Here is a 15,188-nt window from a genome sequence, read left to right on the forward strand (position 1 = left end):
ATGTTCTTTGAAACCGCCGGTGGGCAGGCGCACAAGGCCGAAGGGCTGGCGCACAATCCGTTCAAGGCTCTCGTCGCCCCGCGGCCCATTGGCTGGATCTCCAGTCTGGATGCCGAGGGCAGGGCGAACCTTGCCCCTTACAGCTTCTTCAACGCGGTCGATGACGATCCGCCGATCGTGATGTTTTCCTCCAGCGGCTGGAAGCATACGGTCGCGAATGTGGAGGCGACGGGCGAGTTCGTCTGCAACCTGGCGAGCGCGCATCTGCAGTCCGAGATGAACATCAGCTCCGCTCAGGTGCCTACCGGCGTTGATGAATTCGAGTTGGCCGGGCTGGAGAAAGCCCCGAGCCGCCTTGTCCGCGTGCCCCGGGTCGCCGCAGCCCGCGCCGCGCTCGAATGCCGGCTGCTGCGCATCGTCGAGCTGACGGACCTTGCCGGTCAGGCCTGTGACGCGCGTGTCGTCTTCGGTCAGGTCGTCGGCATTCACATCGATGATGCGATGGTGTCCAATGGCCGGGTCGACATGTCCCGCCTGCAGCTGCTCGCGCGCCTCGGCTACAAGGATTATTCGGTAACGTCCGAGGTGTTCGAGATGGACCGGCCGGGCTGACCCCGGCCTGCCCCACAGCAGCACAGCATCCGCCTCCTGTCAGATCTGACAGATCAATCAGGCGGTGAAGCAGTTGAAAACACGGTCGAAAATCCTTCACTCGAGGGCTCGTTAACCATTTGTTAACCAGTGTGACGCGATCTTAACATTAGTTAACACATCGAGGAGTCGGCCCATGCGTGTCGCAGACAGCACCTCGATCGCGTCCCGGATCGAGCAGGCATTCCAGACAGCCAGTACCAGCACGGGGACGTCGTTCGACTACCTGGTGAAGACGGCTGCCCGCGAATCCTCGTTCCAGCCGGCCGCCGAAGCCAAGACCTCGACGGCCACCGGCCTGTTCCAGTTCGTCGAGCAGACCTGGCTGGAGACCATCAAGGAAGCCGGCGCCCAGCATGGGCTTGAGGCCTATGCCAGCCAGATCGAGCGCACCGCCGGTGGCAAGTACCGGGTGTCTGATCCTGCGCTGCGCAAGGAAATCCTCGATCTGCGCAAGAACCCGGAAGTCTCGTCGCTGATGGCGGGTGCGCTGACCCAGAAAAACGCCGCCTACCTGCAGCAGAAGCTTGGCCGTGCCGCCACCGAGGGCGAGCTGTATGTCGCGCATTTTCTCGGAGCCCAGGGGGCCACGCGGCTGATCACCGGGGCAGGGGCCTCGCCCGAGGCACGCGCCGACAGCGTTTTCCCGGCGCAGGCCAAGGCCAACCGGTCCATCTTCTATGATGCCAAGGGCAGCGCCCGCACGCTGGCGGAGGTTTACGATAACCTCATCAGCAAGCATGAGAATTTCACCATGGTGGCAGGCCTGACCGGGGCAGGCGGCTCGCGTGCCCAGGGCACTGGCGGGAGCCAGCCGGTAAGCTCCGCGCCGACGGCCGTTCTCGCCTTTACCGACGAGGCCTCGCAGCGCGTGGACAACGCCTTCCGCGCCACGGACACGTCCGCCCCCTTCGAAGCCCTGTTCCGCACCGAAGGCACCGAACAGGCGGCCGGTCTCGATGCGTCCTTCCTGTCGTCCTTCGCCAGTGTTCCGGAGGATCGCCCCTTCGACCGCGCTGTCGGCGGCTCGCGCATGGTCGCCCAGATGACGGCCAGCACCCTAGCGGAAACCCTGTTCCAGGACGCCGGCCCCCTCGACCTCACCGGCTTCCTCAACTACCGCGAACGCGACAAGACCAAGGACTTGATGCCACCGGTGTGACCGGGAGGGGCTCGGCCCTTCCACCGGAAGGACCGGAGGCTATACCCGGGCCCCCGTCTTTCGCCGCTCCTGCGCAGGCAGGAGCCCAGTAACCGGCTGGATCAGTTGAGTTTCTACTGGCGAAGCGAAAAGCCTCGGTCCTGCATTGCCAAGCCTTCAACCCATTCGTCATGCCATGGCTTGACCATGGCATCCATCCCGTTGCCTCGCCCAGCGTTGACTGAGGCAGCGTCAGGCCCCTGAACAATAAACGGCAGCTCCCGAATGGATGGCTCACGGCGTGGATGCCATGGTCAAGCCATGGCATGACGAATGTTGGGTAGGGGCCAACCCGCGTTCACCGATGCGCGCTTCTGCGGCGCGCAACTGTTCAGCAGTCACGCTTTCCTGCTTCGATCCCGTCCCACTGAAGGTGCCAGTCCGCCTGAGGCCCCCCACCCACCGGCGTCATCCCCGCCCCCGGGCGGGGATCCACATGACGCTTGCCTGAACCGCAGTCCCGCACTTCCCGCCGTGCCTCCGGCGAGATCCCCGCAAGGGGGCGGGGATGACGTCCAAAAAACAGGAGCCATCGGGGCCCGCCCCGACGACAAACCCGGCCGGGCCAACCCGCGTCCGCCACCTGCCAAATCAACGTGGAAAAACCGGCCCAAAAGGGGTGCAACCCGCCCCCCTTTCTGCTAAAAGCCCTTCCATTCGGCCACATTGCGCCAGAAAGCCGGTATAGCTCAGTTGGTAGAGCACCTGATTTGTAATCAGGGGGTCACGGGTTCGAATCCTGTTGCCGGCACCAATAAAATCAATCACTTAGCTCTATTCCGGCTTACATCCCGATAGCCCGTATAAGCAGTATATAAACACTGCGCCGCCTTCCCCTCTGCCTTCACGCTGATTCTCTCCTTTCTCTATTTCATTAAAGAAGGGTCGTCATCGTCGTCATGGTCGTCATTTCCGTTTGATTTCAAACGCTTAGGAAGTGACAGGGGTTGTCATCGGTCGTCATTCGGTCGTCATCGCGCCGCGCACAAGTCAGCCCAGCGCCTCGCCCATGGGTTGCATGTTTAGGCGAGGCTCCGGCTCAAGCCTCTGATTTGTTTAGTTGTTTTGGCTTTCACGTCCTAGACAGACTGCCGGAATTCGGCAGGTCATCGCCCCCGCTAGGGGCAAGGTCTTTGTACGGTCCCTAAGGCCGGGGGGTATCCGTGCGCCTCGACGCGTGTACCCGTGCAAGCGTGTATCACTTGCACAGCGCTCCACTGGTGAAATGCCGGGCCCTTTCGGCCCGTGAGGTATCGCGGGAAGCCGTACGGTCCCTTACCGGCCCCATCCTATTGCAGACAGCTGCGGCAGCTTGCCGGGCTCGGGAAGTAGGGGGCGCGGGAGAAGGGGAAGCCTCAGGCCAATTGCGCCGCCGTTTGACAAGTAAACGGCAATGCCTGTTTAATTTCACTGTAAAGAACGTTGGGGGGGCGGCATGAGAAAGGAAATTGCTTGTGATGCACTAATACAGGGTAAGCGCTTAAAGCTGAGCTACGATGGACTTGAACGCATTGTTGAAGTCCATGCGGTAGGGCTCAACAAGCAAAGACAAGAGGTCATGTTTGTCTGGCAGGTCCGGGGCGGCAGCGAGAGCGGCGAACAGACAGGCTGGAAACTGCTGATGCTCGATAAAGTATCGCTAATGCAAGTGACAGATGAGAAGTCAACCGCAGTGCGCGGTGCGAAAAATACGTCAATCAGCACAATGACCCATGTTTATTGTGAGATATGAGTAGATCAAGAAAGAATTATTGATTTTCAGTTTTGTAATATTAATTGAACTCAATCAATTTTAGGCGCTTGCATCTTCTTTCATCTTCTTTGCGAGCTTCGCAATCGTACCCTTAGCAGCTCCCGTTGCTGCCATGATCATTGACCAGCTGTCGCCACGTTCCAGCATCCGCGCAATGGCGGCGTTCCGCGCCTCATTTGCCGGACGCCCGGTGTACCGCCCGTCCGCCTTGGCCTTCGCGATACCTTCAGCTTGCCGCCGCCGCCGGTCCGCATAATCCTTCCGGGCAATCGCTGCCAGCATGTCGAGCATCATGCCGTTGATCGCCTCAGCCATGCGGCTGGAAAATTCGTCGGTTGCCGTGGGGCTGGCAAGCGTCCAGCTCGTCGGCAAGTCCAGAGCAACGACCTTCACACCTCTGGCGGAAATCTCAGCCTTGAGCCGGTTCCAGTCATCACCGGACAGTCGGGACAGGCGGTCAACTTGTTCGATCAAAAGAATGTCGCCAGGCTCGCAATCGGCCAGAAGGCGGAACAGTTCCGGGCGGTCGAGGCTGGCCCCGCTTTCGTTCTCGATGTAGCGCGCTGCGATCTTCAGGCCGCGCTCTTTGGCGAAGGCGTCGAGGGCAGCGCGGGCGCGGGTTGCGTCCTGCTCCTTGGTGGATGCACGAAGATAAGCCCGAACCAGCATCAAAACCCCCATCGGTCTATTTTGTGTGGTTCAATATGTATCGGTCTAATTTGGGTTATGCAAGTGGCTTTTTGCACCAGCGCTTTGCGTGGTGCAAAAATAGTATACGCTATTAGGACCACGAACGCCAAAGGCGGACACCCGAGGTAGGTACGAGGAAGGCGGATCGTGTAAGAGCCATTGAGCGTCAACAGCGCCCGTTTGCGGTCAGAGGATCTCCGGGCGCGGTTCATCCCGCTTTGCAGGGCTACTGCCAGCAAAGAACAAGTCTATTTTCCATTCAAGCTCAAGGCACGACAACACGGAACTTCTCGACACGAAGTCTATTGATCGCGCTTTCTTGCCCAATCCTTTGTGGGGCTGACACGGCCTTCCCGAAAATGCTCTTCATCCTCTCGTCTGCGGCATTAGGTAGCAAACGCACCAAAGGAAATGGTTATGAAATCAAACAAACTCGCTAATGTTGGGACGATCCACCTTCAGCCTCGCGAGCCTTACGAATTAACAGATCGCCAAGCGCACGAGCTTCGTGGGGAGAAAGCTCTACCGCGAAAAATATGTCCTGACCAAAGCCAAGGCTTTCATGCGGAGGCCCCAAGCTAATCCCAACATTCCCGTTTTCAAGCAGCGATACAGCTAGGTCTTTAGGTGCGATAAAGAACGGGCGCTTTGTCATGACATCCTCCATTTGGAAGCATGACTATGAACCAATTAAAGCCCGCCCGTACAGTCACCTATGAACATGCAATTCGCGGATTGCTGGCAAAGCGTGTCGTGCTCTGTCATGAGGCGCCACACCTAAGCACCAGGTTGACGACGGTCGGCAACGATATCACGGCACTGGACCGTGCTTTGCGTCTCTTGGGCTTCGAAGCCGACTATGACGTTCTTATGCCTGCCAGCGTAGTACCAGCGCGGAGATATCAGTCGGCACGTATCAACGATCCTGAGAACGGCAACGGAACCGCTCACAAGCCGTCAAATCGCGCTTGAGATCGCAAAGCTACGCGGAGAGAACCCGCACGACCATAAGCACATTGTCAGGCTAACGAACAACGTTTCGCGCGTGTTGGGGAACTTTCGGGCGCAAGGGCGAGCAGATTCCGAGGGAAATGGGTAGGGTTTGCAGTTGTGGCGGCTGGCGCAATAACCAGCCGCCACAACCTGATTAACCCGCCCGACGACTGGGGCCTGTAACGCGCCGGGTCATGCCAGCCTTAGGCTTGTCTGGTGAAGGCAGGAGCTTCGGAAGATACGGAAGCGCACCAGCATCGCGGGTCCGGAAGTAATCTGCCGCATGTTCCGGAATCCATACTTCATCAAGATATTCACGGAAAAGCGGAAGCACCGCAAAAGGGTATTGCCGCGCCTCACCTTCCCATTCGGGCGTCTTGTGAATGTAGTAGGAAAAGGCGGTTGAGACCGTTGGGTGTTTCTTCGCCAGCCAATCCGCAAACCGGCGACCAACGCTGCTGTCCGGGCGGATTTCCGTCCCGTTCGGAGCACGATCCTTGATGATATAACCGGCGTGCTCGAAGCGCCCCCAAAGGTGTACAACAAGTTCGTTGATGACCGAAAAGTGACCCTGCTCCACCCGGTCCCAATTGTCGTTGTAGCGACGAATGAATGCCGGAACCTTGCCACTGTATCCGCCCGTTTTCCGAATGGACGGAAGAACTTCCGAGGTGATCCATTTTTTGAAGCGCTTTGCTTCAGGTTTGTTCGACCGAAGGATGACGGAATAAAGTCCGGACTCATTAATGATTGTCGTGCGCTGGCGGCGACCGATGGCATCGGTAATTCCGAGGGCATCTTTTTCATCATCATCAAGACGAGAGGCCGCATCGCTCGGATTAGCGATTTCCAGCTTCTTGCAAACCTCAGTCAGAACGAACCAAGGTTCGCCATCCCGGTCGACTACTCGGAACTCTTCGTTTTCGTCATTTTCAAAAACCTGCATCGTGTACTGCATATGACATAAACCTTTCGTTATGTCTTTATGCGGCGGCCCGGATTAAATGTTGACAAAACGCATGATACGTACAATATGTCCCAGTGATCCCAGACCAACCGCAAGGTTGTTCAAAATTGGCCCGGTAGGTGTTGGCGCACCGCCGGGCCGCTGCTTTTGTCACGTTATTCATGCGCGACCTTGGGATTCTGGTGATTTGATCGCTGGATTTCAAGAGGCGATGGCAAAAATTCCCTTAGTTCACAGAACGCTGCCAGTACCCCTTCCACTCCCTGCTAACCGGATGAGCCATCGCCAGACCAAGCGCGCGACCTGCCAGCGCGCCGTTGCTTTCGCGGTGATGGTCCTCAAGCCAAGCGGCATGGTTCGCCTACTGGTGCAGGTAGCGCGCACTGGGCTGCCTCGACATTGGCAAACCATCCAGACGGCTTAGGGAGCCCGGCAAGCCATGTCCGCAAGGCGTCCGGGCTGGCCTTTGCTTGGTCCGGCACCACGGCCAGGCGCATGACCGCAGCGAACAACGCGGCGTCGTCTGGTTCTTCGAGAATGGCCGGGATGGCGTCGGGTGTGATGATGATTGCGACGGGCAAGGGCGGCTCCAATTCAAAATGCAATTTACAAGAACACCCTATTCCGCCCGCCACGACGATCAAAGCCAGTGAATGAGGATCGTCCGGCTGCCAGCCGCTCGACGCTTCTCGACCGCTATGCCCTTTGCCCGCAGGAGCGGGGCGGCGCGGGCCACGGCATCGCCCAGCGTGTTAGGCTTTAGCGGCAGGAACTTGCCTCCCGTGGCATCTTCCGCGCCAAGCCGGGTCAGAGCAGCAAGCAGCGCCGTGGCCGTCCCTTCCCATCTTCCGGTAGGGTGTTCTTCTCTCATAAGGCGTTCAATCGCTACGGCCACAGGATCGCCCTCGAACACGGCTTCCGCCGTCTCGCGCCGATTGGCTTCGTATGCGGCCATAAACTCCCCAGCCGTCCAGCCCAAGCCTGCTTCAGCTGCCGCCATCAGGCGGGCGAAATCGGCCATGCGCGGGGCCCGCTGAAGCTTTGTGCTGTCATAGCGCCGGACAGCCGCCGCAACCGCGTCGAGCAACGCGCCGATGATCCCCGGACGAACAGCCTCCCACGCCGCCCAGAAATCGTCCTCAGATTGCCGGGCTGTCTCGTCGATGCGAAGCAGGCGCACGGTTAGCGACCGGTCCGCCATGTCCGCCCGCCCCGTCAAGGACGGTATGCCGTTGACCAGCACTGGGCGCGATCCGGCAAACCAGAACGGTTCAGCATCGGAGTGAAGCTTTCGGGTCAAAAAGCCACTGCCGGTCGAAAGGCGACAGACGGAATCGCTGAACCAGTTTTCCACTTTCGACAGATTGTCGAATGACAGGACATGCGACGATATCGCCATCGTGAAGAGATCGCGCTCGTCTTTCGGCTGTGCCAGCCCGGAGACTGCCGAAGGGTCTACCAAGCCCCGCAGCAGACGCGCCATTGTCGATTTGCCGGAACCCTGTTCACCACCCAGGGCAAGCACCGGAAACGCACTGCCGCGCCCCCAGAGGGCCGCGACGAGCCAGGCAACGATTAGCCTGAAGTCACCGTCGTCAGCGTTGATGAAACCACGCAGTTCCTCAATTAAATGCCCGGCTTCCGGCTCCGGCAGGGCGTGCATGGTTTCGCCCCGCAGGAACTTGACCGAAGGACGGGCGACGACTTCCCAGCCGTTGCCAGTGATCCGGACCGCCCGCCAGGCGTCGTCGCAAAGGTCGAGCCAGCACGCCTCACCGTCCCATGCCGTGCGCAAAAACGTCTTGTGACAAGGGCCTTCCTCAATTGCCCGCACCTGAAGCACCCGCAACGCATCGGCCAGCATCTGCCCTGCCGGAGCATTCCCGGTCGCGCGGTAGAACTGGCCAGCGGCCCAGCGCGCAAAGGCGGCGCTGTCGAGCCGCCAATGTTCCAAATGCCCGTTCACTGGCACTGTCGCGAAACCGACTTTTTCCGGCGAATGCCACAGGTCCGCCGCATCCAGTGACGCAAGGAAGGCATCCCGCTTCGGCGGGTTCTTCCGCTCCCGGCGCTTGCCGCGCCCCCCTGCTTTCGCCGTGTCGGCAAGGCTGTCAGGGGCCGTCGCGGGAGCCGGTTCCGGCGCTGGGCGCATAGCCGCATCAACTGGCGCAAAATCATTCCCCAGTGGCGCGGGGGCGACTTCTTTAGCGGCGCGGAACAGGTCGAGAACTTTAGCCGTGTGCCAGCCTTCTTGAGCGGCGTCCGCAGCGTCCCAGCCCTTTGCCACGCCTTGCGGCGGCTCGATCACACGAACGGACACAGCCCCCGCCGCCAGGGCGAGCCGGGCGACCTCGTCGGCATATGCCCGGCCCGGCGCGTCGGCATCGGGCCAGATGACCACAGCCCGCCCAGCCAAGGGCGACCAGTCAGACTTCGCTGCCGCCTTGCCGCCACCGCTTGACGTAGTAGCGACGTGATCCGGCAACAGCGCCGCCGCAGCGTCTGCCGCCTTTTCGCCTTCAGTTATGATGACGGGCGCGTCCGGGCGCTGGGCGAGCCGGTCGAGGGCGTACAGGGGCCGGTGCTCGGCAATGGCTGTCCATCGCCACCCTTCGCGCCCGGCGGCATTCCGGCACCAGGTCAAAGGCATGACATCCTTGCCGCCGTCCGGCTTATCGAACCGCGCGACGAGGGCGAGAACCGCGCCCGCAGCATCCCGGTAAGTCCACCAGGCTGAAGCCTTACCTTTGGTCGGATGCTCCTTCGGCGGCTTCGGTGCGCTGGGCGGCACAGGCAGCACCGGCAGCCAGGCAGGCACCGCCGCCGGGGCGGCAGGGGGCTGGGCCGGGCTGGCGCTGCCGGAGATCGGGGCAAAAGGGTCAATCGTCATACGCCATAACCCCCAGCATACCGGCCACCTTTTCCGCCGCCTCGGGCTGCGTCATGTCGAATAAGAACGCCGCCAGCGCGACGAGATCGCGCCCGCCATCCCCCGTGGCGAAGTCCGCCCACTTGCCCGTGTAGAGGTTTACCTTGAGCGAACCGTGGCGCTTGTCGCCCCGTTTTGGGTTCCGGGCTACCCACTCGACCCCTTCGCGCCGCCCGTCCGGAAGCCAGCGGCTCACGATCCCCGGCGCGGCCGCCAGCGCCGCGCTTGCCACGCGGTCGAAGTTGATGCGCCGGCGCTTCATTTTGCGTCCCCCTCGAAAGAGAGAACGGCAGTGGACATGGCTTCACCCACGCCTTGCGCAAGGCGTCCGCGTTCGTCGCCGGGAAGATCAAGGCCCAGTGCAGTGGTAAGGATGCGCTCCGCCCAGAATCCTGCTTCGATACCGCTGAGCAAGGTCAGCAACGAAATGACATCGCGACCATGTGCCCGAATTTGGGCTTCCTGCTGCCGGAACCGGCCAACCCAACGGCCACCCCTGAGAACTGTGAACCGCACCCCGGCCCGCGCATTTTCATAGAAGAATGCGCTCTCCGAGGCAGCGCCACGCGGGAAGAGGCCAGTCAGCAGAGACAACATAAGAGGATGCAGAGAGGCAACCTTGAGGCTCGCCGAGATCGCCCATAGCGTTTCCGGGCGCGAACCGGCAAGAAGCCGCGAATGGCTGCCGTCGAACCGGTCGAAGAAATCCCTCAGGGCCGCTCTGCTCAGTCCGGATACTCGGAAGCCAGTAAATGCTTCCAGAGTTTCCGCTGCATAGAGTCCAGCAGACGCGCCCGACAATGCTGCAAGCAGGCTCAGAAGGTTGCCGCCATGACAAAGTGGTTCGTCCCGGCCCGCCTCAGGCACCCACAGCCATCCGCCGCGTGTCGAAACCTCCAACCGGCCCAACCCATCCAGAGGCATCTCGATATGTGCAACGCGCCAGGGCGATGGACTGCGCCGAGCACCCCGCAAGGCCACGTTCAACAGTGACCGCATCGCAAGCGGGAATTGCCTTTCAGCAGGGTGTAGCCGCGCCAGCAGGTTCACCGCCGATAGGGGCGCAAAGCTGCGTTGGGCTGCCTTCACAGTGGCAAACTCTACACCTCGGCGCGGCATCAACCTGTACTGACATGGGCCCATCCTGATTGCATAGGAGCTGCCGCAGTGCGCCTCACGCCAGCCCTCACCAGCTCCGTGCCGATGGCTGCTGCCACACCAGGGACAAGGGGCAGTCACCTGCCCTTTGCCAACCATGACGGCCTCAAGCTCGACGCCCGAGAAGCCCCCAAACCGGGCAAAATCCTCATACTCCGCACTCATGCCCGCACCTCAAGGCGCTGGGCGTCTGCGGCTGTCGTCGATGCAAAAGTCTGAGATGCAGTGAAATCAAGCAGAGCCGCCCGGCGATACCGGACCAGCCGCCCGACCTTGACGAAGGCCGGGCCAGCACCACGCACGCGCCAAGCCTGCAATGCACGATGACTGATCTTGAGAAAATCTGCCGCCTCGCGTTCGGTCAGCAAGGCCTCAGGGTCAAATCGCTGTTCCATGGAACCTTCATCCGTATCCAGCGACAGCCGCCCAATTGCGACCGCGCACGATGAAGGTGGAGGCCCCGCACCATCAGGGCACCCTCTTTAGTGCCGGAAGTCTGACCTCACTTTACCGGGTGCGTGCGCCTAAAGATCGGGAAGCAGTTCGTCTCTCAGGGCATCATGCAGCCAGGCCAAAACGCCATTCTCATAGACGCTACATGTATCTCCAGGTTCGAAGTAGCCTATTCCTCTCAATATATCTGGCGCATCCTTGAACATACTTGCCACAAAATTCATTAAATGCTTCACGTCCGAATTATCGTTTGACGTATTGGCTCTTTGTCTTTCAGGAAACTCAAGCGAGTGGCCCCAATTCGACCAAAAAACACTTTCCGCTAAAGACATAAAGTCATGGAAGCCGCCGCCATCCGTTTCGGTCGGGCGCGTTTCAGTCAAGACATAGTAGATTGAGCCCGCATAAACGGCGAAGGCTTTGCGCCTGACTGCTGACGGTCGCCCTTTTGGATTGATGAGCGACCGCCACTCCGACGCGGATAGCAATAGAACACTCATAAATCTCCTAACTTCACTAATTTTACTTAAATCAAATGCTCCATATATCCCGCCCTCCACAATTCCATGCATAAATTTATTTGATCCTTCCGCGTACATATGCCTTTGCGAATGCGCTAAAACGGAAATATTACTTTCTGAGAAAATTCTATATAGAGCGCTCAAGCTTTCAAGCGAACTATCCGCGTGCGCAATGATGCCATCGAGATTTTGGGCAAGTAACTTTAGATCCGACAATCTGTAATCCATATAAACCGCGTCAACAAATCGTTGCGAAACAAATATGGCCCAGCGCATCCACCAGTATGCACAATCAACACCGAGGGCAATCAGTCGCTCACGTAAGCTTTTCCCACCCTCAGCAAGCCGTTGCTCTAACCAGTCATCCAGTTCAATTCGCGGAATAGGCGCGGAAGGCTTCACGTAGGGCTTCCAGGTATTCGGCTTCGGGAAGTAGTAATAGTGCTCATTACCGGGGCCATTGAAGAATATAGCATCCCCATATAACCGCTTCCATAGATGGAGCGATCTGAACTCTTCGGAGTACTGAAGCTCAGGTGTTCTTCCGGATTCTGAGCAAGCAAGATAGACGTCTTGCCGCCCTGCCTTCCATGCTTCCAGCCTTTCTTTTGTCGCCTCTTCACATGTGGGATCGCTGAAGTCTCGTCTTAGATCCTGAAATGACGCAGCCATATTGCGACCCTTTCGCATATCAACCATGTGGAACAGCGCCACAGCCGCACCAGGTCAACCCCGTCAACCGTCAACCGGTGGCGTCAACCCCGTCAACCGCGTCAACCCAACATTTTAGGCGGGGTGTCTGGCCCTTTTTCGGGGTCTTTCCGCCCGTGGCGCGGGTTTGCGGCCAAACGGTCCCTAAAGGTGGGGGGGGTGGCGTCGGCAGGGCAGCCCATCACCCCTCGACCGCATCCCGCCGCAGGCGCACCCCAACACCGCCGGAGGCGTCGGCGGCCAGGAACTCGACGCCTGCGGCTTCGAAGGCCCGTTTCACGGCCTCGACGTTTGCCGCCGTACTCCGGTCAATACCAAGCGTTTCCATCCGCTTGATCGTCGGAAGGGAAAGCGCCGTGCGCGCGGCGAGGTCACCTTGTGATAGCCCAAGCAGGGCGCGGGCGGCTCGCATCTGTGCTTCGTTAAACATTTTTGATCCTTTATGTATCATATGATCCTAAATGATTGACACCATCAGGGACAAATGATACCAAAAGGATAACAAAACTAGCGAGGCCGTCGATATGAATTTCAACCGCTCCACCATCTTCCGCCAAGCATGGGCCAACGCTCGGACCATCCATGCGAACTTCCGCCGCAACGAGCGCCTGTTCGGCCCCGCGCCGTCCTTGCGGTCCTGTTTCAGCAAGGCGCTGCGGGAAGCATGGGCAACGGCCAAGGCCGAAGCTGCCGCCGCGCAGGCCACACAGGCAGCCCGCACCGCCGCCGCAGCCCTGCCGCCGGTCGAGCGCACGCGCCTTGCCGCCGCCGCACAGGACGCCTTGGCCCGTCTCGTTTTTTCAGACGCGCCCATGGCAGCGATCGCCAGCCGCCGGGATGCCCTCAACGCCCAGCTTGCAGCCTTCAGCTGACCGGAGATCGAACCCATGCAGATGCAAAACACTTGCCCCGTGACGGTCCTTGGCATTGAAGCTGGCACACTCAGCGCTCTTTACGATCAACTCGACGAGGCCGGACGGCTCGCCCAGCCCAAAGCCCGCGACGGTGCCGCCGGGCTGATTGATGCGATTGCCGCAATCGAACACCTCGCCTCCCATCGCATTCCTGAAAGCTTTTCCGGGGCTTATTTCAAAGTCTTATTGATCGTCACGGACCTGAACGACTTGACGAATTGGGCAGACAGGACAGGCCCGGTGCGGGCGGACCTTGAGCGCCGCCTGAAGCGCAACATCCGCCACTTGCTCGACTTCCTCAGGCCCCATGCCGGGCCCGAGGTTGCCCTGTTCGACCGCGACGAAGAGCACATCCAGCGCCATGCGCAGAGCCCGGACGAAATGCGCAAGCTGCTGGTAACGGCCAAATGAAGGATCGCGCGATGACACAGCCCAGCCTCTCGGAGATGATCGCGGCTTATCGTGCCGGTGCAGAGGCTTTCCAAAACCTCCCGCCGCACGCAATTGACGAAGCGGAAAACCCGGAAGCGCTGATTGCTTCCACATATGGCAAACCATACGAAGTTCTCGAAAACTGGACCGCCGCCGCCGCAACACCACGCGAAGCCGTCGAAGCCCTGCGGCTGGCGCTGGAATTTGCACAGGCGGACGGCTGCGGCCCCGCGCCGTTAGCGCTCATGGCGGCAGCACTGGGCTTCCTTGAGAGAACCTGCGCGCCTTGAGCCGTCCCACCTGAAGCCCTGCTATCCCTGTTCCGGCTCCCGTCGCGGGGGCCGGTTCCTTTTTGCGGCAGCCAGGTCAATCACCTCTGCAGGCGCTTTCTCCCCTTTCAATCCCGCCTCAATCCGCGCGCCGACAGCATCCGACAGCACCCGGATAGGGTCCGCATCGGGGCTGACGTATCGATTTGTCATCGTCAGATTAGAGTGTCGCAAAAGGTGCGATATAAGGAAGGCATTGCTCCCCGCCTGTCCGGCGAAGGTTCCGACCGTATGTCGCAAATCGTGCAGGCGCACGTCATCGAGCCCCGCATGGGCGCGGATGCGCTGCCAGGCATTTTCAACCACCTCTTTGGACACGTGCCGCTTGGTGTCCGCATCACGGGGCAGCACCCAAGGCCCGCGCCGGGGCAACGCAGCCAGAACAGCCAGCGCGCCCGCACCAACCGGATGCGCCCGCCGCCCGCCGCCTTTTCGCGCCGGGAAAGCCACCGTCCCGGCTTCCGCATCCACATGTACCCATTTCAATTCCAGCACTTCTGAAAGCCTTGCGCCCGTCAGCAGCAGCAACCGGACAGCCGCGATAGCGGGAGCGCTTACGGCCGCACGCCGGGCTTCGGTGTCCTTGGCAAGGTGCTTCAGCGCATCGCCTTCCGCCTTGACCTTCCAGGGCAAACCCTTAGCTTCCGCCTCGTCCAGCGCCGCCCCAAGCCGGGCCAGCTCGTCCATATTGAGGAAGCGCTCACGTTCGGTTTCAGCGTAGCGCTTGACCAGCCGTGTCGGGTTAGAGTTTTCGGGACGGATGCCCCAGGTTTCCGCCAAATTGAATGCCTTTGACAGGATCGCAAGGGCGAGGTTCGCCTGTCGCGGCGTGTCCGCCAAGGCTTTGTGCAGCTTGACCACATCCGCGCGGGCGAAGCTCGCCAGCTTGCTCTTGCCGATGCGCGGCTTCAGAACCTTCTCCACCACCCGTGTTGCATGAACGAGCGTGGTAGCGGCGTTATGCACCTCGACGTGCTCGGCAAGGTACTTGTCCAGCAAGTCGGCAACGGTTTCCGCCGCCCGCAGCGCCTGCCGTTCTGCCGCCGGATCACGGCCCATTCGCACCTCGACCAGCTTTGCAGCAGCCAGTTTGCGCGCCTGATCCGGCGCAAGCTCACCGTGGCGGCCAATTACCATCCGCCGCGTCCGTCCCGCCTCTGTCCGATAGGCGAGAACATAGCTCTTCACCCCCGCCGGAGTGATCTGCAAGCCAAAGCCTTTCAGGGCATCATCCCACAAAAAGCTAAGCTTTTCCTGAGGCTTGGCGGCATCGACAACCCTTTTGGTCAGGTTGGGCATCGCAGTTCCGGGCCTTTCTGTCCGATGACGACCATGACAACCCCTGCCAAAACAGTGACGACCTTAAATCATTGTAAAACAACAATAATGACGACCATGACGGCAATGACAGCCTTCGCCATATACTACATACACGTAAGCTCGCACGTTGCACCCGGCCACGCCGCCAGGTCGAACCACCCACCCT

At 60.2% G+C, this 15,188-nt stretch carries 18 protein-coding genes, 1 tRNA gene and 1 pseudogene; 9 read left to right on the forward strand and 11 right to left on the reverse strand.

Annotated elements, in window-relative coordinates; translation table 11 throughout:
• The 4 genes from OVA12_RS07355 (at position 1) to OVA12_RS07370 (ending at position 3,584) form a co-directional block, all read left to right on the forward strand.
• Positions 1-612, forward strand: coding sequence for a flavin reductase family protein (locus OVA12_RS07355; RefSeq protein ID WP_268135860.1), 612 nt, complete (start codon positions 1-3; stop codon positions 610-612).
• A 175-nt stretch (positions 613-787) separates the two neighbouring features.
• On the forward strand, positions 788-1,813 hold the full coding sequence (locus OVA12_RS07360; protein ID WP_268135862.1) for a lytic transglycosylase domain-containing protein: 1,026 nt from the start codon (positions 788-790) through the stop codon (positions 1,811-1,813).
• A 717-nt stretch (positions 1,814-2,530) separates the two neighbouring features.
• A tRNA-Thr gene (locus OVA12_RS07365) sits at positions 2,531-2,606 on the forward strand.
• A 681-nt stretch (positions 2,607-3,287) separates the two neighbouring features.
• Complete coding sequence (locus OVA12_RS07370) at positions 3,288-3,584, forward strand: hypothetical protein (RefSeq protein ID WP_268135864.1); 297 nt, start codon at positions 3,288-3,290, stop codon at positions 3,582-3,584.
• A gap of 60 nt (positions 3,585-3,644) precedes the next feature.
• On the opposite strand, the gene OVA12_RS07375 is transcribed toward OVA12_RS07370, so the two are convergent.
• From OVA12_RS07375 to OVA12_RS07390, 4 genes and pseudogenes are all read right to left on the reverse strand, one after another.
• The gene (locus tag OVA12_RS07375) at positions 3,645-4,274 is read right to left on the reverse strand and encodes a recombinase family protein (protein WP_268135866.1); all 630 of its coding nucleotides are present in this window, start codon (positions 4,272-4,274) and stop codon (positions 3,645-3,647) included.
• Between the two features lie 457 nt (positions 4,275-4,731).
• Positions 4,732-4,950: a hypothetical protein gene (locus OVA12_RS07380; protein ID WP_268135868.1), complete on the reverse strand. Its 219-nt coding sequence runs from the start codon at positions 4,948-4,950 to the stop codon at positions 4,732-4,734.
• A gap of 492 nt (positions 4,951-5,442) precedes the next feature.
• Entirely contained in the window at positions 5,443-6,246 is an 804-nt protein-coding gene (locus OVA12_RS07385) for a BRO-N domain-containing protein (RefSeq protein WP_268135870.1), read from the reverse strand.
• A 235-nt stretch (positions 6,247-6,481) separates the two neighbouring features.
• Positions 6,482-6,616: pseudogene (locus tag OVA12_RS07390) on the reverse strand (IS1595 family transposase); the annotation flags it as partial.
• A 134-nt stretch (positions 6,617-6,750) separates the two neighbouring features.
• Between OVA12_RS07390 and OVA12_RS07395 the strand changes: the two are divergent.
• Positions 6,751-6,912: a hypothetical protein gene (locus OVA12_RS07395; protein ID WP_268135872.1), complete on the forward strand. Its 162-nt coding sequence runs from the start codon at positions 6,751-6,753 to the stop codon at positions 6,910-6,912.
• Here OVA12_RS07395 and OVA12_RS07400 read toward each other — a convergent pair.
• Positions 6,896-8,740 carry an ATP-binding protein gene (locus tag OVA12_RS07400; RefSeq protein ID WP_268135874.1) on the reverse strand — a complete coding sequence of 615 codons (1,845 nt, stop codon included), beginning with the start codon at positions 8,738-8,740 and terminating at the stop codon, positions 6,896-6,898. The genes OVA12_RS07395 and OVA12_RS07400 overlap by 17 nt on opposite strands.
• On the opposite strand from OVA12_RS07400, the gene OVA12_RS07405 reads away from it, so the two are divergent.
• Positions 8,729-8,992, forward strand: coding sequence for a hypothetical protein (locus OVA12_RS07405; RefSeq protein ID WP_268135876.1), 264 nt, complete (start codon positions 8,729-8,731; stop codon positions 8,990-8,992). The two genes, OVA12_RS07400 and OVA12_RS07405, sit on opposite strands and share 12 nt — an antisense overlap.
• Before the next feature lie 142 nt (positions 8,993-9,134).
• Here OVA12_RS07405 and OVA12_RS07410 read toward each other — a convergent pair whose 3' ends face one another.
• The 5 genes from OVA12_RS07410 to OVA12_RS07430 form a co-directional block, all read right to left on the reverse strand.
• Entirely contained in the window at positions 9,135-9,446 is a 312-nt protein-coding gene (locus OVA12_RS07410; protein ID WP_268135878.1) for a hypothetical protein, read from the reverse strand.
• The gene (locus OVA12_RS07415; RefSeq protein WP_268135880.1) at positions 9,443-10,507 is read right to left on the reverse strand and encodes a hypothetical protein; all 1,065 of its coding nucleotides are present in this window, start codon (positions 10,505-10,507) and stop codon (positions 9,443-9,445) included. Before OVA12_RS07415 ends, OVA12_RS07410 begins: the two co-directional genes overlap by 4 nt.
• Positions 10,504-10,737, reverse strand: a complete 234-nt coding sequence (locus tag OVA12_RS07420; RefSeq protein WP_161677933.1) for a helix-turn-helix domain-containing protein — start codon at positions 10,735-10,737, stop codon at positions 10,504-10,506. The genes OVA12_RS07415 and OVA12_RS07420 overlap by 4 nt, the downstream gene beginning before the upstream one ends.
• A gap of 129 nt (positions 10,738-10,866) precedes the next feature.
• The gene (locus OVA12_RS07425; RefSeq protein ID WP_268135884.1) at positions 10,867-11,988 is read right to left on the reverse strand and encodes a hypothetical protein; all 1,122 of its coding nucleotides are present in this window, start codon (positions 11,986-11,988) and stop codon (positions 10,867-10,869) included.
• A 220-nt stretch (positions 11,989-12,208) separates the two neighbouring features.
• Positions 12,209-12,457, reverse strand: coding sequence for a helix-turn-helix domain-containing protein (locus OVA12_RS07430; RefSeq protein ID WP_268135886.1), 249 nt, complete (start codon positions 12,455-12,457; stop codon positions 12,209-12,211).
• A gap of 94 nt (positions 12,458-12,551) precedes the next feature.
• Between OVA12_RS07430 and OVA12_RS07435 the strand changes: the two genes are divergently transcribed.
• From OVA12_RS07435 to OVA12_RS07445, 3 genes are read left to right on the forward strand one after another with little or no spacing between them, the layout of a single operon-like run.
• Positions 12,552-12,899: a hypothetical protein gene (locus OVA12_RS07435; protein ID WP_268135888.1), complete on the forward strand. Its 348-nt coding sequence runs from the start codon at positions 12,552-12,554 to the stop codon at positions 12,897-12,899.
• Positions 12,900-12,914: 15 nt separating this feature from the next.
• Positions 12,915-13,352, forward strand: a complete 438-nt coding sequence (locus OVA12_RS07440; protein ID WP_268135890.1) for a hypothetical protein — start codon at positions 12,915-12,917, stop codon at positions 13,350-13,352.
• An 11-nt stretch (positions 13,353-13,363) separates the two neighbouring features.
• Positions 13,364-13,663, forward strand: coding sequence for a hypothetical protein (locus OVA12_RS07445; protein WP_268135892.1), 300 nt, complete (start codon positions 13,364-13,366; stop codon positions 13,661-13,663).
• A gap of 21 nt (positions 13,664-13,684) precedes the next feature.
• Here OVA12_RS07445 and OVA12_RS07450 read toward each other — a convergent pair whose 3' ends face one another.
• The gene (locus OVA12_RS07450; RefSeq protein ID WP_268135894.1) at positions 13,685-15,001 is read right to left on the reverse strand and encodes a tyrosine-type recombinase/integrase; all 1,317 of its coding nucleotides are present in this window, start codon (positions 14,999-15,001) and stop codon (positions 13,685-13,687) included.
• Positions 15,002-15,188 lie beyond the last annotated feature (187 nt).

It is taken from the genome of Pannonibacter sp. SL95, assembly GCF_026672425.1.
Taxonomy (GTDB): Bacteria; Pseudomonadota; Alphaproteobacteria; order Rhizobiales; family Stappiaceae; genus Pannonibacter.